The following is a 24861-nucleotide window of genomic DNA, read 5'->3' on the forward strand; positions in this document are numbered from 1 at the left end:
AGGATCCAGGCAGAGAGTCCGTCCCTGAAACGTCACCCACTACAAGCACCCGTCAGGCCTCGGCGGCGGAAGCGATCCTGGCTCCAAGTTTCTCGGCGGGAGTCAACTTGAGGTGCATCTCCGCAAGTCCGCGGATGATGAAGCTCGGTTCGTAGACGAGGTCGGCGACTCCGTTCGGATGCCGTGCCGGGTCAAGCTCGATCCTCGAGGTGTACTCGAGGAACTTCTCCAGGATCACTCGAACCTCCACACGCGCGAGCGGCGCGCCGGCGCAGACGTGCTTGCCGCGTCCGAAGCCCACATGTTCGACGATCCTCCTGCGGCCAAGAATGAGGTCGTTCGGGTTTACCCAGCGACGGGCGTCCCGGTTCGCGGCTGAAAGAGCCACAAGCACCTTTGTACCCGCTGGGATCTTCACACCGCCGACCTGCGTATCCTTTCGGGCAAGCCGCGCCGTCTGCTTCGTCGATCCCTCGATACGCAGCACCTCTTCAAGGAACGCCGGGATCATCCCGGGGTCGTCGCGCAGCTGATCCTGCAATTCCGGACGGGCGACGAGATACTTCATCGCGTTGCCCAGCAGCTTCGCACTGGTGTCCTGTCCTGCGCCGAACATGAACATACCAAGCAGCACCAGGTCATGCACTTCCGGCTTCGTCCCGTCCGGATAAGTCGCCTCCGCAAGTTCGGTGAGGATGTCCGGCCTCGGGTTTGCACGGCGTTCGGCGATGTAGCCGTAGAAGTAGCGCCCCATGACGGCAAAGGGATGGTTCTCTCCCTCCATGGGATTGCTGCCGTCCAGGCTCCCCGGCGGCGGTGCGGCGGCAATCGCGTCCATGAACACCTGCCGGTCTTCTACCGGCACGCCCAGCAGGTCCGCCACGACCACCGTCACGAACGGCGTGGCAATCTTGCCGATGAGTTCGACGCCTCCGGCAGCCACGGCTTCCCGGACCATCCGATCCGAGTACTCCGCGATGAAGGCCTCGCTGGCCTTGAGCCGGGACGGCGTAAAGAGCGTGTTGATGAGCGCGCGCAACCGGGTATGGGCATCGTCATCGAGATTGACGACTTGGTCACCGCCCGCGAACTGCGCGCGATGCTGCTCGATCTGCTGCGTTATGTCCGATCCGTGAGGCGTGAACGGCAGCGGAGCGGCGGCACCCTGAAGCCCGATCACGGCGGAGAAGGCGTCATGGTTCTTCAGAACTTCCAGCGTCTCGTCGAAGCCGGTGACGATGAAGTAATCCTTGCCGGGCGGCTGGAATACCGGGCCATGCTCCCGCAAGGCGTCGAAGAAGGCGTAAGGCTCCTTCAAGATCTCGTAGTCTGTGAAATAATCCCGCTCCGCCAGCCTCTGCATCCTCGATCTCCCGTTCCGCATGTCGCGAAGCACCGCGCGTGCCCGCGGTGCCCTCCTACTGCGTGCGTTGCCCGTGCAGAGAAGCAACCCTGCACTTATGCAACACTGTGTATCGTATCATTTGAGAACTGCCGGTCAACGGCAAAGGGACGGCCCATGGCATCGGCCGCCTGTTGGCCGATGCCATCCTTTTCACGGCGCGGAGCCGGTACATCATTTCATCGACTGCACGCGCCCCTGCCGCACGACACGCCAAAGCTAAGTCGGGGAGAATTCAGATGTCGGTTGAAATCACCTCGATGCGTAACACAGGGCCGCCGGTTGCGGTGGCAAGCAGCAAATCAATGTTCGGATGAGCGCCGGGCCGATTGCGCGCATCCTGCGTGTGTTCTCCGAAGACGAGAAGGCCATGTTCGGCCGCGTTTGCGTCCAGACGGCCGAACGCTTGCCGAAGGTACTGGTAGACGGCGAGCGAGCCTTGCTTGCCCGGCTTGTTTTCGATGCTGGCGACCGCAGAACCCGCATCGTCCACCAGATCGATGCGCTGCACGCCCTCGATCGACGGCATCTGCAGAAGGTTGTCCTTGAACGAGGGAGCGGTTTGGATCCTGGGCAGCATCTTCGTAGTTTTCCCCGATGTGAACTTCGGGGGCGCTCATACACCTTCGGCTCCTTCCCGCAACACGGGCACGCGCTTTCCAACCGAGGCGAAAAGCGCGCGCCCGCCACCCTCAGGCAGTCGCTGGCTGGGGCCTATTCGCCAGCAGGTTATCGACCACCGACGGGTCGGCCAGCGTGGAGGTGTCGCCCAGGTTCGCTACGTCATTCTCGCCGATCTTTCGCAGGATGCGACGCATGATCTTGCCAGAACGGGTCTTGGGCAGCCCGGGAGCGAACTGGAGGACATCGGGCGTTGCCACGGGGCCGATCTCGCGTCGGACCCAGGCAACAAGCTCCCTGCGAAGCGCCTCGTCGGGCTCGACCTCGACATTGCAGGTCACGAAGGCGTAGATGCCCTGCCCCTTGATGTCGTGCGGCATTCCGACAACGGCGGCCTCGGCAACCTTGGGATGTGCCACAAGCGCGCTTTCGATCTCGGCCGTGCCCATCCGGTGTCCGGACACGTTGATTACGTCATCGATGCGGCCGGTGATCCAGTAGTAGCCGTCTTCGTCACGCCGGCAGCCGTCCCCTGTGAAGTACGTACCCTTGAACGTGCTGAAATAGGTCTGGAAGAACCGCTCGTGATCGCCCCAGACGGTGCGCATCTGCCCCGGCCAACTGTCGGTGATCACCAGACAGCCATCGCCAGGCCCTTCGATCACTTTCCCTTCCGCATCGAGCAGCCTGGGTTGCACGCCAAAAAACGGTCGAGTGGCCGATCCGGGCTTGAGCGCGGTGGCGCCCGGCAAAGGGGAAATCATGATACCGCCGGTCTCCGTCTGCCACCACGTGTCGACGATCGGACACCGTCCCTTTCCGACGACCTCGTGATACCACGACCATGCCTCCGGATTTATCGGCTCGCCGACGGAGCCGAGCAGGCGCAGGGACCGGCGGCTGGTCCGCGCAACCCATTCGTCGCCTTCGCGCATGAGGGCCCGCAGGGCAGTCGGCGCGCCGTAGAAGATCTCCACACCGAACTTGTCGACCACCTGCCAGAATCGGCTCGCATCCGGATAAGTGGGAACACCTTCGAACATGACGGTGGTGGCGCCGTTGGCGAGCGGACCATAAACGACGTATGAGTGCCCGGTCACCCATCCGATATCGGCGGCGCACCAGTAGATCTGGCCAGGGCGATAGTCGAACACATACTCATGCGTCATCGAGGCCCAGACGGCATAGCCGCCCGTGGTGTGGAGAACGCCTTTCGGCTTGCCGGTGGAGCCCGACGTGTAGAGGATGAAGAGCGGATCCTCAGCGCTCATCTCCGCCGGCTGGCAGTCGGCACTCTGTTCGGCCACCGCCAGAGCCCAGTCGAAGTCGCGCCCGTCCACCATTGGAACGTCCGCCCCGGTATGGGCAAGCACGATCACCGTGTCGACGCCCGGGCACGTCGCCAAGGCATCGTCGACACAGGCCTTCAGCGCGATTGTCTTTCCTCCCCGCAGGCCCTGATCCGCCGTGATGACGATCCGGCTGTCGCAGTCGCGGATGCGGCCTGCAAGCGCATCGGGGGAAAAGCCGGCAAAGACGATGGAGTGAATAGCGCCAATTCGCGCGCACGCCAGCATCGCAACGGCCGCCTCAGGAACCATGGGCAGATAGATGGTGACCCGCTCCCCCTTTCGCACGCCCCTGGCCTTGAGGACGTTGGCGAAGCGGCAGACCTCCTCGTGCAGTTCACGATACGTGATCCGCCGCTCCGGTTTTTTCGGATCGTCCGGCTCCCAAAGGATGGCGATCTGCTCTCCGCGAGTGGCGAGATGACGATCGAGGCAGTTCGCCGAAAGGTTCAGCGTTCCGTCCGCGAACCAGGAAATGCCGAAATCCTCCTCGTTGAAACTCGTCTGCTTCACGCTCGTGAACGGACGGATCCAGTCGATCCGCATGGCTTCGTCGCGCCAGAACCCCTCCGGATCGTCAACGGACCTGCGGTACATCTCCTGGTAACGCGTATCATCGATCAAGGCATTCGCAGCCCAGTCAGAAGGAACCGGATACACAGCCTCAACCACGGCAATCTCCTCTCGCATGGAACCGGATTCGTACCCGGCGGCATTGGCACTGAAGATGGCTTGACGTGCCGCCAGGATCAAGGCGATGGAGGTACCAGGTCGCATTCTCGTCTATTTTCCAGCCTCGGTGCAGCTTAGATCGTTAACGGCCTGGTAACTTTCAGCGACCATCAGGGGCCCGCCGATTGGAGACGCAATGCCTGAGCCCGATGCCGCTGAGTACGATTGCCGTGTAGCCCGTGCGGCGCGCGCGGCGGTGTCGATATGGTGCGAAGTGCGGCAGGGAACCACGCGCCCTTGGAAAGCGGCTCACCTCCAGGACCTTTCGCCGGAAGGATTCCGGATCGAACACTTTCCCGAGGCGCGCATGCAGGTGCCGCTGCGCATCCGAATACCGGGCCTTCATCTGCTCAGTGCCCGCCTCTGCTGGACCCGCAACGGCGCAGCGGGATGCGAGTTCGTAGAGCCGCTCCACGTTGCGGTTTTCGAACATATCGTGAGGCTGGCAGCCTGATCGCCGCCTGAGGGCAACAAAAAAGGGGCGAGCCTGCGGCCCGCCCCCGTTCCCGATCCAGCTCAGGTGGCTCAGATGTGGATCGCACGTCCGTAAGCGGCCAGCGTCGCCTCGTGCATCGTTTCCGAGATCGTCGGGTGCGGGAACACGGTATTCATCAGCTCGATCTCAGTCGTTTCCAGCGTCTTGCCCACGACGTAGCCCTGGATCATCTCGGTCACTTCCGCACCGATCATGTGGGCACCAAGCAGTTCGCCGGTCTTTGCATCGAACACGGTCTTCACGAAGCCTTCGGGTTCGCCCAGAGCGATCGCCTTGCCGTTGCCGATGAACGGGAACGTACCGGCCTTCACCTCGTAGCCCGCTTCCTTCGCCTTCGCCTCGGTCATGCCGACCGATGCGATCTGCGGGTGGCAGTAGGTGCAGCCCGGAATGTTGTTGCGATCGAGCGGGTGCGGGTGGACGTCCTTGTTGCCGAGCTCCTTGGCAATCGATTCCGCCGTCGTAACCCCTTCATGGCTCGCCTTGTGCGCCAGCCAGGGGCCCTTCACGCAGTCTCCGATGGCCCAGATGCCCGGCACATTGGTGCGGCCATAATCGTCCACCTTGACGAAGAACTTCTCGTCCGGCTCGATCTTGAGCTCTTCGAGGCCGATATTTTCGACGTTGGGCACGATACCGATGGCGACGATGACGTGGCTGAATTCCTGGGTCTCTTCCTTGCCGCCCTTGGGGGTGATCTTGACCGAAACACCCTTGTCCGTTGCCTTGACGTCGCTCGCCTTGGCTCCGGTCAGGATCTTCATGCCCTGCTTGGTCAGCGCCTTTTCCAGGAACGCGGAGACGTCCTTGTCTTCGACCGGTACGATGCGGTCCATCATCTCAACGACCGTCACGTCGACGCCCATATCGTTGTAGAAGCTGGCGAACTCGATGCCGATCGCGCCGGAACCGAGGACCAGCAGCTTCGTGGGCATTTCCTTGGGGGTCATCGCATGGCGATAGGTCCAGATGCGGTTGCCGTCCGACTTGGCACCCGGCAGTTCGCGCGCACGCGCACCGGTGGCGATGATGATGTGCTTGGCCGAAAGGGTCTCGGTGCCCTTCTCCCCGGTCACTTCCAGCTTGCCCGGCGCGACGAGCTTGCCGGTGCCCATGTGGACAGTGATCTTGTTCTTCTTCATCAGGTGCGTGACGCCCTGGTTGAGCTGCTTGGCCACACCGCGCGAGCGTTTGACGATGGCGTCAAGGTCAGCGGTTATGTTTTCCGCCGCCAGCCCGTAGTCCTTCGCGTGCTTCATGTGGTGCATGATCTCGGCCGAGCGCAACAGAGCCTTCGTCGGGATACAGCCCCAGTTGAGGCAGATCCCGCCCAGCAGCTCCCGCTCCACGATCGCGGTCTTGAGGCCGAGTTGCGCGCTGCGGATTGCCGCTACGTAGCCGCCCGGGCCCGAACCCAGAACGATGACGTCGTAAGATTCTGCCACTTTCAATCCTCCTGTTCGATAACGCGGGGCAAGCCCGCATCGTCGATTGCGACGAAGGTGAAGATGGCTTCCGTCACCTTCACACGCTCTTCTTCTGCACGGTGACGCCGATAGGCTTCGATGCCGATGGTCATCGAGGTCCGGCCCACCTTCCTGATCGCACCGTAGACGGAGACTTCGTCCCCGACCTTCACGGGCTTGTGAAACTTCATACCGTCCAGCGCGATAGTGACGGCGCGGCCGCGGGAATAGCGTGCCGCTACAAGGCCGGCACCGGAGTCCATCAGGCTCAGGAGCCAGCCACCGAAGATGTCGCCGTATGCATTGGTATCCGCCGGCATAGCCGTGACGCGGATGACGGGATCGCGAAAATCGTCCATCAAATTCAAGCTTTCGCGCGAGCCGGCACGGCGGCTTCCTCTATCGGCCGGGGACGATCGTGCTCATCGAGCGTGACGAACGTGAAGGTGCCCCTTGCAACCTCCACTTCGTCCTCGCTCGCCCGTGCGCGGCCCAGGCCCCGCGTGACCACGGTCATCGATGTCCGGCCGGTTCGCTCCACACGGGCATAGACGTTGAGTTCGTCACCAACGACCATGGCACCCGGAAAGGTGAAGTCCGTGGCCCCCACCACGACGGCCTTGTGCCCTGTCCGCCGGGTCACAAGGGAGGCGGCGCCCAGGGCGAGTTGGCTCATCAGCCAGCCCCCGAAGACACCGCCATAGGGGTTGAGGTCGGTCGGCATCGCGGTGACGCGAATGACCAGATCTCCGGCCTCGTTCTCCATCGTGAACGGTCCTTCAGGCAATCATCGCCAGCGGGTTTTCGACGAACTCGCGGAACGCGGCCATCAGGCGCGCGCCGTCTGCACCGTCGATCGCGCGATGATCGAAGCTGCCGGTGGCAGTCATGATCGTTGCGACGCCCAGCGATCCGTCCGGCATGACCCACGGCCGCTTGTCGCCGGCGCCTATGGCGAGGATCGTCGACTGCGGCGGATTGATGACGGCCGTGAACTGCTTGATGCCCATCATGCCCATGTTGGAAATGGAGGCGGTGCCGCCCTGATACTCTTCCGGCTTCAGCTTGCCTTCCTTGGCGCGTGCGCCAAGATCCTTGGTCGCCTTGGCGATGGCCGAGAACGACTTCTCGTTCGCACCCTGCACGATCGGCGTGATGAGGCCGTTGGGAATGGAAACCGCCACCGAGACGTCCGCCCGCTCGTACTTGATAAGCTCGCTTCCGGCGAAGGTCACGTTGCACTCCGGCACTGCGATCAGAGCCATGCCCAGGGCTTTCACGAGCATGTCGTTGACCGAAACCTTCACACCCTGCTTTTCGAGCGTGGTGTTGATCTCCGACCGGAGGGCCAGCAACTTGTCGAGCTTCACGTCCACCGTGAGGTAGATATGCGGCGCTTCCTGCATGGACTGGGCAAGGCGACGGGCGATGGTCTTGCGCATGCCCGAAAGCTTTTCCACCGTATGCGGAACACGCGCGTCAAGCAGGGCCCGGGTGGTGTCCGCCATTTCGACAGACGATCCCGCAGGGGCCTGGGTCGCTTCGGGCGCAGTGGCCGGCGTGTTCGCCTGCGCTGCCGAAACAGGCTTCGAGGTGCCGCCCTCCGCCGCTTCAACGTCGGCTTTCACGATGCGGCCGTTGGGCCCCGAGCCGGTGACGCTGCCGAGGTCCACACCCTTCGCTTCGGCAATGCGCTTCGCGAGCGGCGAGGCGACGACGCGGTCGCCCGAAGAAGCCACCTTCGCAGCGGCGGCCGGCCTCGGCTGAGCGGCGGCCTTCGCCTCCTTCGGCGCGGCCGCTGCGGGAGCCTTGTCGGCAGACGCCTTGGGAGCCCCGGATGCAGCAGCCTTGGGCGCTTCGATGGCGGACGCATCCTCGTCCTCCCCGGCCAGCACGGCGATCACGGTCCCGACCTTGACGCCCTCGGTCCCTTCCGGAACGGTGATCTTGCCGACCACGCCTTCGTCCACGGCTTCGAATTCCATGGTCGCCTTGTCAGTCTCGATCTCGGCCATGATGTCACCGGAAGAGACGGTGTCGCCTTCCTTCACCAGCCATTTGGCCAGCTTGCCCTCTTCCATGGTGGGGGACAGGGCGGGCATCTTGATCTCGATGGGCATGGAAACTCTGCGTTCCTTATGGTCCGGGGGAGGTCGTTACGGATTTCGCCCTTCCTTGGACAAATTGCGCCTTGCGCACAAGCGCCTTGGCGCGCGTTTTTCGCAATGAACATGGCTTGCGCAGCGCTGCTATCGGCCCGATAAGCCGGAGCGAGAGGAAATCATGCGCATATACCTGGTCATCATCGACGAGAGCGAAGAAGCCCTCGTTGCCCTGCAATACGCAGCCCGTCGCGCCGCGAAGACGGAAGGCGCGCTGCACCTTCTTGCCGTGGTCCCGCCCCAGCCGTTCAATGCCTTCGGCGGCGTGCAGGCCACGATCGAAGAGGAAGCGCGTGCCCGTGCGGAAACACTGGTCACCGCTGCGGCCGGCAACCTTCTGTCTCAGGGTGAAAAGATGCCGGCGATCTCCGTGCGGGTCGGGGAGGACATCAAGGTGGTGCGCAAGTACCTCGAGGAGCACCCCGAGGTGTCGGCACTGGTTCTGGGCGCGGCAAGGGAGGGTGGTCCGGGACCGCTCGTCGCTCACTTCACCGGCGCAGGCATGGCGCACATGACCTGCCCGGTTTTCGTGATCCCCGGCGGTCTTGACGCCGAGGCCATCGAACGTCTCAGCTAACGGAGACTACGCCGGCTCTGATTGGCGGGCGCCCCGGCCCGCCGCCCCTTCCGCAGCGCGATCAGCGCCGCCCTCGCCCCTGATGCCGGATGTTCTTCGGCCGCCCGCGGTGACCCACAAGATGCTTGCCGCGCTTCTTGAGAGGCTGCGGAGCCCCTCGCGGCTCGATTCGGCCCGCGCCTTCCTCAAGCTCGTACTTGAGAGCCCCGGTCAGCGGGTTGGCTTCGGCAAGGCGTAGCTTCAGGATCTGCCCGATGGCGTAAGTAGTCCCGGTCTGTTCGCCGATGAGCATCTGCGCCTTGTCGTCGTACGCGAAGCGCTCATCGCCCAGTGTCGAGACGGGAACGAGCCCATCGCCGCCGAGCCCGATGATGGTGGCGAAGAACCCGAACTTCTGCACGCCGGTGATGCGCGTTTCGAAGACCTCGCCCACACGGCTCGCGAGCCAGGCGGCCACATAGCGGTCGATCGTCTCCCGCTCCGCCTCCATTGCCCGGCGCTCGGCCTGGCTGATCGCGTCGCTGATGCGGCCGAGATCCTCCCGGTCGCGCTCGGACAGACCGGAGTGTGCCGGGATGCTTCCCTTCGGCTTGGGCTGTTCCAGCCCGTAACCGTCGACAAGGGCGCGGTGAACGAGCAAGTCAGCGTAGCGGCGGATCGGAGACGTGAAGTGCGCATAGGACGCGAGGGCGAGGCCGAAGTGGCCCGCGTTGCTCGGCCCGTAGTAAGCCTGAGTCTGGCTGCGCAGGACCGCTTCCATGATGAGCGCCTTCTCGGTCTCGTCCGCGATGTCCTTCAGCATGCGGTTGAACAGGCCGGGCGTGATCACCTGCCCCATCGCCAGCTTCTTGCCGAAGGTGGCGAGGTAATCCTTGAGCGCCATCAGCTTTTCGCGGCTCGGCGTTTCGTGGATGCGGTACACGACAGGCGCGACTTTCGCTTCCAGCGCCTTTGCTGCAGCGACGTTGGCGGCGATCATGAAGTCCTCGACCACGCGGTGCGCGTCAAGCCGCTCCCGAATGGCGATTTCGGTGATGCGTCCCTCGTCGTCCAGTTTGACACGGCGTTCCGGCAACTCAAGTTCCAGCGGATCGCGAGCATCGCGTGCCTTCGCAAGGAGGCGCCATGCGGCCCACAGACTTTGCAGATGCTCCTCGGCCCTGCCTTCGTCGATTCGCGCCTGCGCCTCCTCGTAGGCGACCACTTCATGGATCCGGACAAGCGCACGCGTGAAGCGCCAGTCGACGACCTTGCCCTGTGCATCGATCTTGAGATGGCAGGCCATCGCCGCGCGGTCCTCTCCCGATCTCAGGGAACAGACGTCCGCGCTCAGCACTTCGGGCAGCATCGGAACGACGCGGTCCGGGAAGTACACCGAATTGCCGCGCCGCCGTGCCTCGCGGTCGATTTCGCTGCCGGGTCGCACGTAGAACGACACATCCGCGATCGCGACCAGCGCATCGAACCCGCCCGCGCCGTCGGGCTGCGCCCAGATGGCGTCGTCATGGTCACGCGCATCGGAGGGGTCGATGGCAACGATCGGCAGGTGGCGCAGATCCTCCCGGTGATCAGGACTGAGCGGCATGCGCGCGACCGCCTCAGCCTCGGCCAGGAGCTCCTCCCCGAAATGATTCGGGATGCCATGCTTGTGGATGGCGATCAGGCTGAACGCCTTGGGCGCCAACGGTTCGCCAAGCACTTCCGTAACCTTGATGGACGGGCGCGCCGAACGACCGATCGGAACACCCAAGACGAGTTCACCCACCTTGGCTTCGCCGATGTCGGAGATCGGGGAGGAGTTGCGGATCCGCTTGTCCACGGGTGCGAGCCATGGCTTGCCGCTGCCATCAACCTCGACCACGCCGAGGATCTGGTCGGCCCGGAGCTCAAGCTTCTTCATCGGGTAGGCGCGCCAGCCTGTGCCGGTTTCTTCGGTGCGCGAAAGCACCCGATCCCCTTTTCGCAGCGCTGAGCCCCGGCCCTTCTCCACCAGCCTGATACGCGGAGGCGGCGTTGCATCGTCCGGCTGCCACGTGTCCGGGACGGCGATCGCCTCTCCCTCGTCGATGTCGATGACGCGCAGCACCGTGACCTTGGGCAGGCCACCCATTTTGTGGAAGGCCGTGCGCTTTCCGTCGATCAGGCCTTCTTCGGCCATGTCCTTCAAAAGCGCCTTCAGCTGTATCTTTTCGTTCCCCTTGAGACCGAACTCGCGAGAGATTTCGCGCTTTCCGGCAGGCACAGGAGAGTTCTGTATGAAGTCGAGAATCTGCTTGCGCGTGGGCAAGCCGGGGGCGGGCCGGTTCTTTGCGGGCATCACTCGCAAATGGGGCTAACTGATCCGCAATGCAATGGTGAAGGCGGTAACGACCGCAAGCGGGTCAGTAAGCCTCCGGCCGGAGCCCATAACGGTTGGCGCCAGCACTGGAAGGCCACACCCCGAAAACCACGATGACAAGCAGCGGTACCCAGGCGATCATGCCGTTTACCATCAGCTGCCCCTGAGCTTCCTGCAGTCTTGCGACGTCCCCGGTCTGCGCGATGACCATGAGCTGCGCGACGGCATCGACCGACGCAACTTGCAGGGCGAGCGCCGCAAGCTGGATTACAACGGCGAACACCGCGATCCAGCCGGACTTGTTCGCGTCATGAAGGCGGCGCGTGAAGGCCGCCACCAGCAAGCCGGCCATGATGAGCGTTGTCACGACCGATACCCAGACCGAGGTGCGCATCATGCCCGCAAGGCGCTCAAACAGCCGCGCCTGGATTTCCGCCTCGCCCAATCCCTGCTGGACGGAAGAAAAGACATCTGCCGTCATCGGCCCCGTCAGGCCGATAGAGATCACGAAGGAGATCACCACTTGAATGATCGCCAGGAACAGCACGTAGAACCAGAAGGGCGAACGGCTCTGCCGCCCGCGAAAGTTCGCAAGGTTCGAGAGGTTGTACCTTATCGCAGCGATCATTGCGGCCTCCCCTTGGTGGCGCGGCTTACTCAGTAGGAACGCGCGATGTAGATCTTCTCGGCCGCGGGTCGTCCGGTGAAGATGCAGGTGCCGTTCGCGGGCTCTCCGTCGAGCGGCGAGTTGCGCATGGTCAGCTTCAGCGCCTTGAGCTTCTGCACGATCGCGTCGAGCTCGTCGCCGGTCGGACGCGCCCATTCTACCTCGACCCAGCCGGGGTAGCGCTTGTCTTCGGCGAAGAAGGTCGCGAGTTCATCAAAACTTGCAGCCCGGGAGATGTTGGCGTCACGCTTGGCCTTGGCTTCGGCGTACAGCGATGCCTGGATGTCCTCGATCTCGGCTACCGCGCGGGAGAGGAAGTCCTCCTTGGCCATGCCCACGAAGTTGGCCTTAGCCGCCTCGTTCCAGAGCCTGTCGCGGCGCAGCATGGAGACCTGTCCGCCCGCAGCATCCCGGCCGCCGATCTCGAGGATGAGCGGAACGCCGCGCTTCACCCAGGCCCAGCGCTTCTGCGTGGCCTTGCCGGGGCGCTTGTCCAGCAGAACGCGCACCGGTTCACCCAGTGCGGATTGAGTGGCGAGCGCCTTGCGCAGCTCCTCGCAGTACGCGAGCAGTGCGTCATCTTCCGGTCCGTCGCGCAGCATCGGCAGAACGACGATCTGGTACGGCGCAACCGCCGGCGGGACACGCAGGCCGTCGTCGTCGCCATGAGTCATGATCAGGCCGCCGATCATGCGCGTCGACGTGCCCCAACTCGTCGTGTGCGCGTACTGCTGCGTACCTTCGCGATCCTGGAAGGTGATGCCCGCCGCATGCGCGAAGCCGGTGCCAAGATAGTGGGAGGTGCCCGCCTGCAGCGCCTTGCCGTCCTGCATCATCGCTTCGATGGAATAGGTCGCCACCGCGCCGGGGAACCGCTCGTTCTCGGGCTTCTCACCGGCGATCACCGGCATGGCCAGCTCGGTTTCCGCAAAGTCGCGGTACATTTCGAGAGCGCGCAGCGTCTCGGCCATGGCATCATCGCGGTCGGCGTGCGCGGTGTGGCCTTCCTGCCAGAGGAACTCGCTCGTGCGCAGGAACATTCGCGTGCGCATCTCCCAACGCACGACGTTCGCCCACTGGTTCACCATGAGCGGGAGATCGCGCCACGATTGGACCCAGCGCGCCATCGCCGAACCGATCACCGTTTCGGACGTCGGGCGGACGATCAGCGGCTCCTCAAGCTTCGCCTCCGGGTCCGGGACAAGCCCGCCCTTGCCGTCGCTCACCAGACGGTGATGCGTGACGACGGCCATCTCCTTGGCGAAGCCTTCGACGTGCTCGGCCTCCTTGGAGAAGTAGGACAGCGGGATGAACAGCGGAAAGTAGCAGTTCTGGATACCGGCGGCCTTGATGCGATCATCCATCAGACGCTGGATCCGCTCCCACACGCCATAGCCCCATGGCTTGATGACCATGCACCCGCGAACGCCGGATTCCTCGGCCATTTCGGCTTCGGAAACGACTTCCTGGTACCACTGGGCGAAATCGTCTTCCCGCTTGACGGAAAGGGCGTGGCGAATGGCGGTCTTCTGATTCATGCTGCGCTGTTAGCCGCACTTGCGCCAAGGTTCAAACGTCACTCGATCCGGTCTCCGTTCGCAGTGCTCAAACCCTCGACCATCGCCCAAAGGTCTTCGGGGAAATATGGCTCCTCGAGCGCGAGCAGGGCTGCCCTGTCGAACCAGCACCAGCTACGCATCACGGAGCGTTCAAGGTCGGTATGGCCGCTGGTATCGATGGCATCCGGGCTTATCCCCGCCGGCACGCGTATGTGGAAGTAACGCTCGTCCGCGGTGACCGGCTCGCCTTCGATGGTGACGAAATCGACCGTTCGCCGCGCGAAAGCCGTGCCCGGTTCGGCGGTGATGCCCGTTTCCTCCAGAAGTTCCCGTCGTGCCGCTTCTTCGTAGCTCTCCCCCGGATCGACGGCACCCCCCGGTGTACACCAGAACGGCGCACGATCCGGCGGATCGAACCGGAAGAGCAGCACACGACCAGCGCCGTCCTGCAGGACGATACGAGCCGCAGGTCGAGCAACCCGGCTCATTGCCGCCGTGCCCCCGTCATCTGCCGCGCCGTCACTTGCCGAGAGCGTCGAGCCGCTTCTGGATTTCGGCCATTTGGTCGCGCAGGGCGGAAAGATCCCCAGCATCGGGAGCCGAAGCCGCCGGCGGCGCCTTGCTCTCGGTCGGCTTCTCGGCCCCCGGCATGAATGCGGCGGATGCAGCGCGGAACATCGCCATGTTCTGTTCGGCCAGCTTCGCAAGCGGATTGTTGCCGAGGCTGTCTTCGAAAGCCTTGGCCAGCTTCGCCTGGTTGGCGCGGAAGTTTTCCATCGACGCTTCGAGGTAATGCGGGATCAGCGACTGCATCTGGTTGCCGTACATGCTGATCAGTTCGCGCAGGAAGTTCACAGGCAGCATCTGCTCGCCGTTGGATTCCTCCTCCATGATGATCTGGGTGAGGATCGTATGCGTGATGTCCGCACCGGACTTGGCGTCCAGCACCTTGTAGTTGATGCCCTCACGCGTCATCTTCGCGAGATGGTCGAGCGTGATGTAGCTCGACGAGCGCGTGTTGTAGAGCCGCCGGTTTGCGTATTTCTTGATGACGACGGTTTCATCGTCGCCCGATGCTGCTGCAGCCATGTCCTCTCCCCATCTACCTCGGGCAAAGAATATCATCGCCGCTTGTCGCATTGCAACACAAATTGCTGCGCAGCAAAAGCGTGCGAGAAGGCTGCAGCCGCGGCTCAGCGGTTGAACCGGCGCCCCATCAGCGTGAGCAGTTCGTATTGCGAAAGGCCGGTTTGCGCAGCCGCTTCCGGCAAGGCGTACTCGGCTGTGATCCAGTCGCCCTCGCCGACTTGGCCGGCCTGGCTCAGATCGACGACCGTGAGGTCCATGCTGATGCGACCGAGCACGGGGAGCACGTGCCCGCCCGCCGTGAAATGCCCCTTTCCAGACCAGCAGCGAAGGTATCCGTCCGCATAACCCAGGCCGATCGTGCCCACACGCATGGCACGCGTGGCAGTGAAGGTCGCGTTATAGCCGATCGTCTCGCCGGGCTGAACTTGCCGCACCTGCAGAAGGGCCGCCTGCGGACGGATCACCGGGTGCAGATCCGCTGCCATTTCAGGTCGTGGCACGCCCCCGTAAAGTGCAATACCCGGCCGGGTAAGGTCACCATGGAAGGCCTCACCAAGGGCGATTCCGGCGCTGTTTGCAAGGCTGGCGCGCTGGTGAGGCAGCGCCGCGCAGGCCTCGCGCCAGCCCTGACGCTGGCGTTCGTTCAGCGCCACGTCCTCCTCGGCTGAGACGAGATGCGACAGCAACGTATCCACCTCCAGCTCCGCCAGCACCGGTTCGCCAAGCTCATGAAGCGAGACGCCGAGGCGATTCATGCCCGTGTCCACCATGAGATCGCACGCCCCACCGCCGGCATCCTGCCAAAGCCGGGCCTGTCGCAGCGAATTGATGACGGGCTTGATCCCCACGGCGCGGGCGTAGGCGGCGTCCTCCTCCGAGCAGGGGCCGTGCAGGACCGACAGCGAGGCGTCACCCATGACGTCGAGGATTTCGGCCGCTTCGGCCCAGTGAGCCACGAAAAAGTCGCGGCAGCCGGCTTGGTGAAGGACGGGCACGGCACGCACCGCGCCAACGCCGTAGCTGTTCGCCTTGACCGCAGCCCCTGCCCGTGCGCGCCCGGACAGACGGTCAAGCGCCCGCCAGTTCGATTGCAGCGCCTCCGCGTCGAACTCCAGCCGGAGCGCAGGCGAAGGGGCGGTCGGGCGGTTCATGGTCCTGGTCACGCCGGGCCCATAGCGCCATCAGGCGCGGGAGGGCAACTCACGCTCGGCAAAGGCGCGCACCGCTGCGTCCCACGGCAGGAGCACCGCACCGTGCCGCGCCGCGTAGGCGCGCGCCGGTCCTATTATCTCCAGACCGGGCCACTGCGGCAGATCGCCGTCACCCGCAAGCCAGCGGGCGACCGCATCTCGCGCTTCGGTCACCTCCCGCACGTCCCTTCCGGCAGCGCCGCGCGCGAAAATGGCGGCAGAGGCCTGACCGATGGCGCAGGCATGGCTGCGCATTCCGAGACGCACTATGCGGCCTTCGCGGTCAAGGAAGAGGCCGAGGACAATGGTACTGCCGCAACTGCGGGAGCGGGCCTCAGCGCGAACAGGCAGGTCACCGTCAAGCGGGTGACCGGCCAGTTCAATGGCAAGGCCAAGGATCTCCGGCGTGTAAAGAACGGCTGACACGCGGCTACTCCGCGCCCTGTGCCGCTTCAGCGGCACGGACTTCGGCACGCCGTTCGGCAATCATCTGTACGAGCGCTTCGCTGCTTGCATTGATGAAGGGAAAGGTCCGCGCGCTGGTGATCCATTCCGGGCGACCGCCGATGCCCCAGATGGTATCGTAGCCGAGTACGAGCACGGAGAACGCCAGCACGATCACGATGACGCCCTTCACCGCGCCGAAGCCGAGCCCGAGGACCCGATCCACCGGCCCCAGCACTGAGGCGCGGCTCTTTGATCCGGCCCAACCGGCAACCAGCTTTACCGCAGCGAACGGCACGCCGAGCAGGAGCGCGAAGGCGAGAACGCCGGCTCCTGATTCGGAACCCACATGGCCCGCAAGCCACTCGGTTGCCGGCGTGTGGAAAAGGCGAATGGCGAAGACCGCGAAAACCCACGCGGACAAGGCAAGTATCTCCTGCACGAAGCCGCGAATGAAGCCGAAAAGTGCGCCAAGCCCGACCAGGAGCAGGACGGCGATGTCGAAGCCAGTCATATCCGCCCTGAGTTAGGCATCGGACAGGATGCGGTCAACGAGGTTGGGCAGCATGGTCAGCCCATGGAAGTTCAGGCCCTTTTCCGGCGGCGGCCCATTGGACGGGCCAAGCGCTTTTGTGAATCCCAGCTTGGCGGATTCCCGCTGGCGTATGGAGGAGTGCGCGACCGGACGGATCTCTCCGGCGAGGGACACTTCGCCGAACCAGACGGCATCAGTCGGCAAGGGCTTATCGCCAAGGGCGGAGACGAGCGCCGCCGCGACCGCGAGGTCCGCTGCCGGGTCACTCAACCGATACCCGCCCGCCACGTTCAGATAGACCTCGGCGCTGGAGAAGCTGAGGCCGCAGCGCGCCTCGAGCACGGCGAGGAGCATGGCCATGCGCCCTGAATCCCAGCCCACCACGGCACGACGTGGGGTCGCCCCGCTTTGAAGCCGAACGATAAGCGCCTGTATCTCCACCAGCACCGGGCGCGTGCCTTCCATCGCCGGGAACACGGCGCTTCCGGCCATCGGTTCTTCCCGGCCCGACAGGAACAGCATCGAGGGATTGCCCACTTCGGCAAGCCCATCGCCTTCCATCGCGAACACGCCGATCTCGTCCACCGGGCCAAAACGGTTCTTGAGCGAGCGCAGGATGCGGTACTGGTGGCTGCGCTCCCCCTCGAAGCTCATGACTACGTCGACCATGTGCTCGAGCACCCGCGGCCCCGCAATATTGCCGTCCTTGGTGACGTGCCCCACCAGAACCAGCGTCACTCCGTTTTCCTTGGCATAGCGGATGAGCTCGAAGGCACAGCCGCGCACCTGGCTGACCGTGCCCGGCGCACCTTCGATCTGATCGGAGTGCATCGTCTGGATCGAATCGATGACCAGCAGCGAGGGTGGGTCCATCATGCCGAGCGTCGTCAGGATGTCCCGAACGGAGGTTGCCGCAGCGAGCTGAATCGGAGACTTGGACAGACCGAGGCGTTCCGCCCGCAGCCGTACCTGACCCGCCGCCTCTTCTCCGCTGACGTAGACGGAAAGCCCGCCTCCGTTCGCGACGTTTGCCGAGACCTGAAGCAGCAGCGTCGATTTGCCGATGCCCGGATCGCCGCCCATCAGGATCGCCGACCCGGGAACCAGGCCGCCGCCGAGGGCACGATCGAATTCAGATATCCCGGTCTTCTGCCGCCGGGGCACTTCGCCGGGAGCATCCAGGGGCGTGAACTGGATTGGCCGCCCGCCTGATGAAAGATCATGCTTGGCGGAAAAAACCGTCTGGGGCGTTTCTTCCGACAGGCTGTTCCATTCGCCACAATCGGCGCATTGCCCCTGCCATCGCGATGAAACGCCCCCGCAGGCCTGGCACACATATCGACGTTTTGGTTTCGCCATCGCGCCCACGTAGCCGGAACGAAATGAGAACGCAATTGCCAATCCTCTCACCGCACGCCACAGTGCCCTGATGCAGCAAAAAGAATTGCGGATCGCTCTGGTCTGCTACGGGGGAGTAAGCCTCGCGGTCTACATGCATGGCGTCACCAAGGAGCTCTGGAAGGCTCTGCAGGCGAGCCGTGCTCACACGGGAGATGAGCGAGCGGTTGAGGGAAGCGCCGCCGTGTACCGCAAGTTGCTCGAGCGCCTGGAGACGGAAGGCAACCTCAGGCTGCGCGTGCTGGCGGACATCGTGGCCGGAGCAAGCGCCGGCGGGATCAACTCGGTCTTCCTTGCACAGGCGATCCACTCGGGACAATCGCTGGAACCACTTACCGACCTGTGGCTCCAGAACGCCGATGTAGACGTGCTGCTCGATCCCGAGGCGAAGTCCTGGTCGCGCGCAGCGAAGTTCTGGACCAAGCCACTCGTCGGCTATCTCCTCCATCGTCCGGACAACGCCGTCAGCGAAACCGTGGCGCCCGAGACGCGCAGTGAAGTGCGGGAGAAGGTTTCCCGCCTCGTCCGCTCGCGCTGGTTCGAGCCCCCGTTCGGCGGGATCGGCTTCTCGCGCCTGCTGCATGGTGCCCTTGCGGCAATGGCGGAGACGCCCGTCGGCCCGCCTCTGCTTCCACCTGGCCACCCGCTCGATCTCTTCGTGACAGCAACAGACTTCAAGGGCCATCTGGAGACGCTGCGGCTGCACTCGCCTGCGGTCGTCCTCGAAAGCGAGCATCGCCTGACGTTCAGCTTCCACGCCCGGGCGCAGGCCGAAGGCACGCCCCTTGCGGCGATTCCGGAGCTGGTCATGGCCGCGCGTGCATCGGCGAGCTTCCCGGGGGCCTTCCCTCCTCTCCAGATCAAGGAGATCGACCGACTGGTCTCGGAGGCGGAAGAGTCCTGGCCAACGCGAGACGCTTTCCTCGCGCGCATCATGCCTGAGCACGCCCGAAGGGGTGAACTCGATTGCGTGGCCCTGATCGACGGCTCGGTGCTGGTGAATGCCCCGTTTGCGGACGCCCGGGCGGCGCTGAGGGATCGCCCGGCCACCCGTGAAGTCGACCGGCGCTTCGTCTACATCGATCCGACACCCGATCGGCTCGGAGCGGAGATGCGACGGGACGACAGCCTGCCCAGCTTCTTTCCGGTGATCTTCGGCTCCCTGTCTGCGATTCCGCGCGAACAGCCCATCCGCGACAATCTCGAAGCCCTCCAGGAGCGTTCGCAGGAGACAGCGTCCCTGCGGGAAATCGTGCGCGCCTTGCGCCCGGAGATCGAAGACGCGGTAGACAAGCTTTTCGGCGGCACCTTCTTCCTCGATCGGCCGACGTCGAAGCGTCTTGCGGCCTGGCGCGCCAAAGCGCAGACAGCCGCCCTGGAGCAGGCGGGCTTCGCCTATCACGGCTATGCGCAGGTGAAGTTCAGCGGCGTCATCACGACCATGGCGCGCATGGTAGTGGAAAGCGCCCCGGAGCTCGATCTGCACTCGCCCGAACCCGTACGTGAACGGCTGATCGCGGAACTTGCCGCCGGCGGCCTAGACCGGGGGGAGGCATTGAGGGATGCCCGTTCGCCGGCCATGATCACGTTCTTCCGCAATCACGATATCGCTTTCCGGATCCGGCGGCTGCGCCTGCTGGCGCGGCGGCTGACGCAGGAGTGGGACGGGGAGCAGGGCGTCACGGAACAGCACCGGGATGCCGCCCGGGTAGCGATTTACGAGGCGCTGACCCTTTATCTGGAGCGGGAGCCCTCCAGCGCATTGGGACCGGAATTTCCGGCACTTGCCGCCCGCTTCTTCGAGGATCCCCATGCGGTGATCGATCATATGGCCACAGCCCGCCAACTGATGGAGACGGATACGGCGGTGGACGAACGCCTCGCCGAAGCTCTTGCCGCCATGCCGCAGGCGCTTCGGCGACGGGTCCTGCTCGCCTATCTGGGTTTTCCCTTCTACGACACCGTCACTCTTCCTCTGCTGAGGGGCGAGGGCCTGAACGAGTTCGATCCGGTGCTGGTGGACAGGATTTCGCCGGAAGACTGCGAAGGGATCACGCGCGAAGGCACGCAGCAGTTCCTGCGCGGTACCGAGTTCTTCAACTTCGGCGCCTTCTTCAGCCGAACGTATCGGGAAAACGATTACCTGTGGGGGCGTCTCCACGGCGCCGAGCGCATGATGGACCTCATCGCCTCCACCTTGCCGCCGGAGAAGGCAATGTCATCCGGGGAACTGCTCGCCTTCAAGCGGCAGGCGTTCCTGGCAATTCTCGACGAGGAAGCACCCCGGCTCACCGCCGATGCCGACCTGGTACCGCGTATCAGAAAGGGCATCCTGAACGCCGACGGCGTACCCGACTGGATCCGCGAGCGTTGGAGAGGCTGAACGACGTTCCGGCGTTAGGTGCCGCAACGTCGTTCACGGCCATCAGTCCGTCAGATCCGTCCAGGCTTCCTTGATCCGGTCGAAGAAGCCCTTGGAATTGGGGCATTCGTCACCCGTCTCGGTGCCCTGGAGTTCGCGCAGGAGTTCCTTCTGGCGGGCCGTCAGTTTGGTGGGAGTTTCCACCGCAATCTCAATTACGAGATCGCCGCGGCCCCGGCCCTGCAGCACCGGCATGCCGGCGCCCCGCTTGCGAAGCTGCTTGCCGGACTGGATGCCCGCAGGGATATCGAGCGTGATGGCTTCGCCATCAATGCCCGGTATCTCGATCGTGCCCCCCAGAGCCGCTGTCGTGAAAGTGATGGGCACCCGCGTGATGAGCGTCGTGCCGTCACGCTCGAACACGCGGTGACGCTTGACGTGAAGGAAAATGTAGAGGTCGCCCGGCGGGGAGCCGAACGGGCCTGCCTCGCCCTTACCCGAAAGCCGGATGCGCGTGCCGGAGTCGACGCCCGGCGGAATTTCCACCTGCAGCGTCTGCGGCTTGTCCACGCGGCCTTCACCGCCACAGGAGCGGCAAGGCTTTTCAATGACCTCACCCCGACCCTGGCAGGTCGGGCACGTGCGCTCGACCACGAAGAAGCCCTGTTGCGCGCGCACCTTGCCGTGCCCGCCGCACATGGAACATCCGCGCTTGCCGGTGCCCGGCTCCGCCCCGCTGCCATGGCAAGGCTCGCAGGTCTGCGACACCTCGATGGTGATGTCCGTCTGCTTGCCGCGGAAGGCGTCGTCCAGCGACACTTCCATGTCGTAGCGCAAGTCCGCTCCGCGGCGCTGCTGCTGACGACCACCGCCACCAAAAGCGCTGCCGAAGATCGATTCGAAAATGTCGCCGATGTCGCCGAAGTCGCCCCCGCCCTGGCCACCGCCCATTCCCTGCTGGAACGCGGCGTGACCATAACGGTCGTAAGCGGCCCGCTTCTGCGGGTCCTTGAGGCAGTCGTACGCCTCGCTGATCTGCTTGAACCGAGCCTCGGCTTCCTTGTCACCCGGGTTCTTGTCCGGGTGATAGCGCATGGCCAGGCGGCGGTAGGCCGACTTGAGCACCTTGTCATCGGCGGTGCGCTCGCATTCGAGCAGTTCGTAGTAGTCGATCTCTGTTGCTGACACGTGATATTTCCCCGTCGGAATACCTTAACCGCCACCGGCGCGGATTGCACCGGTGGCGGTCGCGGTTTTCATCAGGACTTGTCAGCCCTTGTTTTCGTCCACTTCCGAGAACTCGGCGTCGACCACATCGTCGTCGCCTGCCGGAGCCGCATTCGGCGAAGCGGCCGAAGCCTGCTCCTTCTCGTAGATCGCCTGCCCGACCTTCATCGCCACCTGGGTCAGTTCCTGAGCCTTGGCGTTGATTTCGGCGGCATCGTCGCCTTCGAGAGCGGTCTTGGTAGCCGCAATCGCGGCCTCAACTTCGCTCTTCAGAGTCGCGTCGATCTTATCGCCATGCTCCGTGAGCTGCTGCTCCGTCGCATGGACGAGGCTGTCCGCCTGGTTGCGGGCCTCGGCCGATTCGCGGCGCTTCTTGTCCTCTTCGGCAAACTTCTCGGCGTCCTTGACCATCTGGTCGATGTCGGACTCGGAAAGGCCGCCCGAAGCCTGGATGCGGATCTGTTGCTCCTTGCCGGTGCCCTTGTCCTTGGCAGAGACGTTCACGATGCCGTTCGCGTCGATGTCGAAGGTCACCTCGATCTGCGGAACGCCGCGACGCGCCGCAGGGATACCGACGAGGTCGAACTGGCCCAGCAGCTTGTTGTCCTGCGCCATCTCGCGCTCGCCCTGGAACACGCGGATCGTCACCGCCTGCTGGTTGTCCTCGGCGGTCGAGTAGACCTGGCTCTTCTTGGTCGGGATCGTCGTGTTGCGATCGATCATCTTGGTCATGATGCCGCCCAGCGTCTCAATGCCCAGCGACAGCGGGGTCACGTCGAGCAGCAGCACGTCCTTGACGTCGCCCTGGAGGACGCCGGCCTGGATCGCGGCGCCCATGGCCACGACCTCGTCCGGGTTCACGCCGGTGTGAGGGTCCTTGCCGAAGAAATCCTTCACGACTTCGCGGACCTTGGGCATGCGGGTCATGCCGCCCACGAGCACCACATCGTCGATGTCCTTTGCCGAGACGCCCGCGTCAGCGAGAGCCTTGCGGCAGGGCTCGAGGGTGCGCTGGATCAGGTCGGCAACCATCTTTTCAAGGTCCGAACGAGTGATCGTCTCGACGAGGTGCAGCGGAGTGGTGGCGCCACCTTCCATGCGCGCGGTGATGAAGGGCAGGTTGACTTCGGTCGTGGCAGTCGACGACAGCTCGATCTTCGCCTTCTCGGCCGCTTCCTTCAGGCGCTGCAGGGCGAGCTTGTCGGTCCGCAGGTCCATGGCTTCCTTGGCCTTGAACTTGTCGGCCAGCCATTCAACGACCTTGGTGTCGAAGTCCTCACCGCCCAGGAACGTGTCGCCATTGGTCGACTTCACCTCGAACACGCCGTCGCCGATCTCGAGGATCGAGACGTCGAAGGTGCCGCCGCCAAGGTCATAAACCGCGATGGTCTTGCCGTCCTGCTTGTCGAGGCCATAGGCCAGCGCAGCCGCGGTCGGCTCGTTGATGATGCGCAGCACTTCGAGGCCCGCGATCTGGCCGGCGTCCTTGGTCGCCTGGCGCTGCGCGTCGTTGAAGTATGCAGGAACGGTGATGACGGCCTGAGTGACGGTCTCGCCCAGATAGGATTCGGCCGTTTCCTTCATCTTCTGCAGAGTGAAGGCCGAAATCTGCGAGGGGCTATAATCCTCGCCACCCGCCTGGACCCAAGCGTCGCCGTTCTTGCCCTTGACGATGTGGTACGGGACCAGCTCGGTGTCCTTCTTGGTCACCGGATCGTCGAAGCGGCGGCCGATGAGGCGCTTCACCGCGAAAATCGTGTTGTCGCCGTTAGTCACGGCCTGGCGCTTCGCAGGCTGCCCGATCAGGCGCTCACCATCCTTGGTAAAAGCGACGATCGAGGGCGTGGTGCGCGCGCCTTCGGAATTCTCGATGACCTTCGGTTTGCCGCCGTCCATGACGGCAACGCAGCTGTTGGTGGTGCCGAGGTCGATACCAATTACTTTTGCCATTATCCCCATTCCTCACGTCAGTGGATGACACCGCACGGATCGCCTCCCTCACACAAGGCAAGGCGGCTTGGCGGCTCGGTGACGTTCCAAGTCGTCGAGCCCGGATATAGGTGACGTTTCGCTTGGAACAAGCCTGTGCCGATGGCATTAGACAGGCGATTTTTCAAAGGGGCTTGATGACAAGGAAATGCCTGAGATGAAACGCGCCCTTCCTCTATCGCTGATTGCCTCCTTTGCCTTAGTTCTGAGCATCACCGGATGCGGCAAGGAGCCTGACAGCCCCACCGAAAACAACGAGGCGACCGCTCTTGGGCCCAATGCGAAGCCGGGAATCGCGGCGAGCGATGCCCGCATGGTGCTCCCCGTGATCGCCGGTCGCCCGGCTGCGGTCTATTTCACGATACGCAACAACGCGGCCGAGCCAGTGACCATTGCCGGCGTTCACGTCGCCGGGGCCGAAAACGCCGAGATGCACGAGACTAAGGGGGGAACCATGCGCAAGGTGGACAGTCTCCCTCTTGAGTCGGGCGCTTCGATGGTCTTCGCGCCCGGCGGCCTGCACGTGATGGCCTTCAATCTTTCGCCGGACCTGAAAACGGGCAGCCGGGGCGAACTGACCGTCACCTTTTCCGATGGCGACAAGATCTCCATGCCGCTTGAACTGACGACGATGGGCGGGGACACGCACGGCATGGAGGGAATGCAGCACTGACACAGCTTTCCCCTTCCGAGCGTTCACTGACCGCGGGCGAGGTACACCTCGTCCACTCGATCTTCGGGGAGGCGATCAACTGCAATCCAGTGCGCATCCGGCTGAGACGGTGGTTTCCGTTCCAGCCACGCAACACCGTCATGGCGCCGTGCGGGCACCTGCACTTCCATCCGCGCACCGACCTCTACCATGAGGACTTCGCAGCGGCGCCCTCACACCTGCAGGGCCTGTTCATCCACGAGATGACGCATGTCTGGCAAAGCCAGCGCAAGGGACGCTTCTACCTTCCCTTCATGCGGCATCCCTTTTGCCGGTATGACTATGCGCTAAGGCCGGGGTGGACTCTCGACCGCTATGGTATCGAGCAACAGGCCGAAATCGTGCGGCACGTCTTTCTGCTGCGCAAGGGCCTGCACTTCGCGGGAGCGCCTGATCTGGAGCAGTATCGGGGCATTCTGCCCTTCACCCCTGGAACGTCAAGCGCCGCTGCGGTGGCGTGACCCTGCCTGAACACAAAGGGCGCAGAACGCCATCGCGCCCGCGCCCTTCCCTGTTCGGCTTACGCGTTGCAAGCCAATCAGCCGT

The 24861-nt window shown here is 64.0% G+C and carries 23 protein-coding genes; 5 read left to right on the plus strand and 18 right to left on the minus strand.

Annotated features, from left to right (window positions below):
• Nucleotides 1-52 precede the first annotated feature (52 nt).
• From QOL62_RS04490 to acs, 3 genes are all read right to left on the minus strand, one after another.
• Nucleotides 53-1363, minus strand: a complete 1311-nt coding sequence (locus QOL62_RS04490; RefSeq protein ID WP_283405347.1) for a cytochrome P450 — start codon at nucleotides 1361-1363, stop codon at nucleotides 53-55.
• A gap of 274 nt (nucleotides 1364-1637) precedes the next feature.
• Nucleotides 1638-1982, minus strand: coding sequence for a DUF2322 family protein (locus QOL62_RS04495; RefSeq protein WP_103729753.1), 345 nt, complete (start codon nucleotides 1980-1982; stop codon nucleotides 1638-1640).
• A 112-nt stretch (nucleotides 1983-2094) separates the two neighbouring features.
• Nucleotides 2095-4044 carry an acetate--CoA ligase gene (acs, locus tag QOL62_RS04500; protein ID WP_283405476.1) on the minus strand — a complete coding sequence of 650 codons (1950 nt, stop codon included), beginning with the start codon at nucleotides 4042-4044 and terminating at the stop codon, nucleotides 2095-2097.
• A 196-nt stretch (nucleotides 4045-4240) separates the two neighbouring features.
• On the opposite strand from acs, the gene QOL62_RS04505 reads away from it, so the two are divergent.
• Nucleotides 4241-4558 (plus strand): PilZ domain-containing protein, encoded by a 318-nt coding sequence (locus tag QOL62_RS04505; RefSeq protein ID WP_103729754.1) that lies wholly within the window; start codon nucleotides 4241-4243, stop codon nucleotides 4556-4558.
• Between the two features lie 71 nt (nucleotides 4559-4629).
• Here QOL62_RS04505 and lpdA read toward each other — a convergent pair whose 3' ends face one another.
• The 4 genes from lpdA to QOL62_RS04525 are packed head-to-tail and all read right to left on the minus strand — an operon-like array spanning nucleotide 4630 to nucleotide 8186.
• Nucleotides 4630-6045, minus strand: coding sequence for a dihydrolipoyl dehydrogenase (gene lpdA / locus QOL62_RS04510; RefSeq protein ID WP_283405348.1), 1416 nt, complete (start codon nucleotides 6043-6045; stop codon nucleotides 4630-4632).
• Nucleotides 6046-6047: 2 nt separating this feature from the next.
• Nucleotides 6048-6425: an acyl-CoA thioesterase gene (locus QOL62_RS04515; RefSeq protein WP_103729756.1), complete on the minus strand. Its 378-nt coding sequence runs from the start codon at nucleotides 6423-6425 to the stop codon at nucleotides 6048-6050.
• A 5-nt stretch (nucleotides 6426-6430) separates the two neighbouring features.
• Nucleotides 6431-6832 (minus strand): acyl-CoA thioesterase, encoded by a 402-nt coding sequence (locus QOL62_RS04520; RefSeq protein ID WP_283405349.1) that lies wholly within the window; start codon nucleotides 6830-6832, stop codon nucleotides 6431-6433.
• Between the two features lie 13 nt (nucleotides 6833-6845).
• Entirely contained in the window at nucleotides 6846-8186 is a 1341-nt protein-coding gene (locus QOL62_RS04525; protein WP_283405350.1) for a pyruvate dehydrogenase complex dihydrolipoamide acetyltransferase, read from the minus strand.
• 163 nt (nucleotides 8187-8349) lie between these two features.
• On the opposite strand from QOL62_RS04525, the gene QOL62_RS04530 reads away from it, so the two are divergent.
• Nucleotides 8350-8805, plus strand: a complete 456-nt coding sequence (locus QOL62_RS04530; protein ID WP_103729759.1) for a universal stress protein — start codon at nucleotides 8350-8352, stop codon at nucleotides 8803-8805.
• 61 nt (nucleotides 8806-8866) lie between these two features.
• Here the strand turns inward: QOL62_RS04530 and rnr are convergent, their stop codons facing one another.
• The 9 genes from rnr to radA all read right to left on the minus strand — a co-directional run bounded on the left by rnr (nucleotide 8867) and on the right by radA (nucleotide 17986).
• Complete coding sequence (rnr, locus tag QOL62_RS04535; protein ID WP_283405351.1) at nucleotides 8867-11122, minus strand: ribonuclease R; 2256 nt, start codon at nucleotides 11120-11122, stop codon at nucleotides 8867-8869.
• A 64-nt stretch (nucleotides 11123-11186) separates the two neighbouring features.
• On the minus strand, nucleotides 11187-11771 hold the full coding sequence (locus QOL62_RS04540; protein ID WP_283405352.1) for a DUF805 domain-containing protein: 585 nt from the start codon (nucleotides 11769-11771) through the stop codon (nucleotides 11187-11189).
• A 29-nt stretch (nucleotides 11772-11800) separates the two neighbouring features.
• Nucleotides 11801-13348, minus strand: a complete 1548-nt coding sequence (gene proS / locus QOL62_RS04545; RefSeq protein ID WP_283405353.1) for a proline--tRNA ligase — start codon at nucleotides 13346-13348, stop codon at nucleotides 11801-11803.
• Nucleotides 13349-13386: 38 nt separating this feature from the next.
• A complete protein-coding gene (locus tag QOL62_RS04550) occupies nucleotides 13387-13857 on the minus strand; it encodes an NUDIX hydrolase (protein ID WP_283405354.1) in 471 nt (156 codons plus the stop codon).
• A gap of 31 nt (nucleotides 13858-13888) precedes the next feature.
• A complete protein-coding gene (gene phaR / locus QOL62_RS04555; protein WP_103729764.1) occupies nucleotides 13889-14458 on the minus strand; it encodes a polyhydroxyalkanoate synthesis repressor PhaR in 570 nt (189 codons plus the stop codon).
• A 104-nt stretch (nucleotides 14459-14562) separates the two neighbouring features.
• Entirely contained in the window at nucleotides 14563-15609 is a 1047-nt protein-coding gene (alr, locus tag QOL62_RS04560; RefSeq protein ID WP_283405477.1) for an alanine racemase, read from the minus strand.
• 30 nt (nucleotides 15610-15639) lie between these two features.
• Complete coding sequence (locus QOL62_RS04565; RefSeq protein ID WP_199183834.1) at nucleotides 15640-16074, minus strand: iron-sulfur cluster assembly scaffold protein; 435 nt, start codon at nucleotides 16072-16074, stop codon at nucleotides 15640-15642.
• A gap of 4 nt (nucleotides 16075-16078) precedes the next feature.
• Entirely contained in the window at nucleotides 16079-16606 is a 528-nt protein-coding gene (locus QOL62_RS04570) for a CvpA family protein (protein WP_103729766.1), read from the minus strand.
• Nucleotides 16607-16618: 12 nt separating this feature from the next.
• Entirely contained in the window at nucleotides 16619-17986 is a 1368-nt protein-coding gene (gene radA, locus QOL62_RS04575) for a DNA repair protein RadA (protein WP_283405355.1), read from the minus strand.
• Nucleotides 17987-18056: 70 nt separating this feature from the next.
• Between radA and QOL62_RS04580 the strand changes: the two genes are divergently transcribed.
• Nucleotides 18057-20408, plus strand: a complete 2352-nt coding sequence (locus QOL62_RS04580; RefSeq protein WP_283405356.1) for a patatin-like protein — start codon at nucleotides 18057-18059, stop codon at nucleotides 20406-20408.
• Between the two features lie 42 nt (nucleotides 20409-20450).
• Here QOL62_RS04580 and dnaJ read toward each other — a convergent pair whose 3' ends face one another.
• On the minus strand, nucleotides 20451-21575 hold the full coding sequence (gene dnaJ / locus QOL62_RS04585) for a molecular chaperone DnaJ (protein WP_103729768.1): 1125 nt from the start codon (nucleotides 21573-21575) through the stop codon (nucleotides 20451-20453).
• A gap of 81 nt (nucleotides 21576-21656) precedes the next feature.
• Nucleotides 21657-23564 carry a molecular chaperone DnaK gene (gene dnaK, locus QOL62_RS04590; protein ID WP_103729769.1) on the minus strand — a complete coding sequence of 636 codons (1908 nt, stop codon included), beginning with the start codon at nucleotides 23562-23564 and terminating at the stop codon, nucleotides 21657-21659.
• A gap of 196 nt (nucleotides 23565-23760) precedes the next feature.
• Here dnaK and QOL62_RS04595 point away from each other — a divergent pair, with 196 nt between their 5' ends.
• Both QOL62_RS04595 and QOL62_RS04600 read left to right on the plus strand, forming a co-directional pair.
• Nucleotides 23761-24276, plus strand: coding sequence for a copper chaperone PCu(A)C (locus tag QOL62_RS04595; RefSeq protein WP_283405357.1), 516 nt, complete (start codon nucleotides 23761-23763; stop codon nucleotides 24274-24276).
• Nucleotides 24273-24776, plus strand: coding sequence for a vgr related protein (locus QOL62_RS04600; RefSeq protein WP_283405478.1), 504 nt, complete (start codon nucleotides 24273-24275; stop codon nucleotides 24774-24776). Before QOL62_RS04595 ends, QOL62_RS04600 begins: the two co-directional genes overlap by 4 nt.
• The last annotated feature ends 85 nt before the right edge of the window (nucleotides 24777-24861 follow it).

Origin of the sequence: Novosphingobium panipatense, assembly GCF_900182875.1 — a bacterium.
Taxonomy (GTDB): Bacteria; Pseudomonadota; Alphaproteobacteria; order Sphingomonadales; family Sphingomonadaceae; genus Novosphingobium; species Novosphingobium panipatense.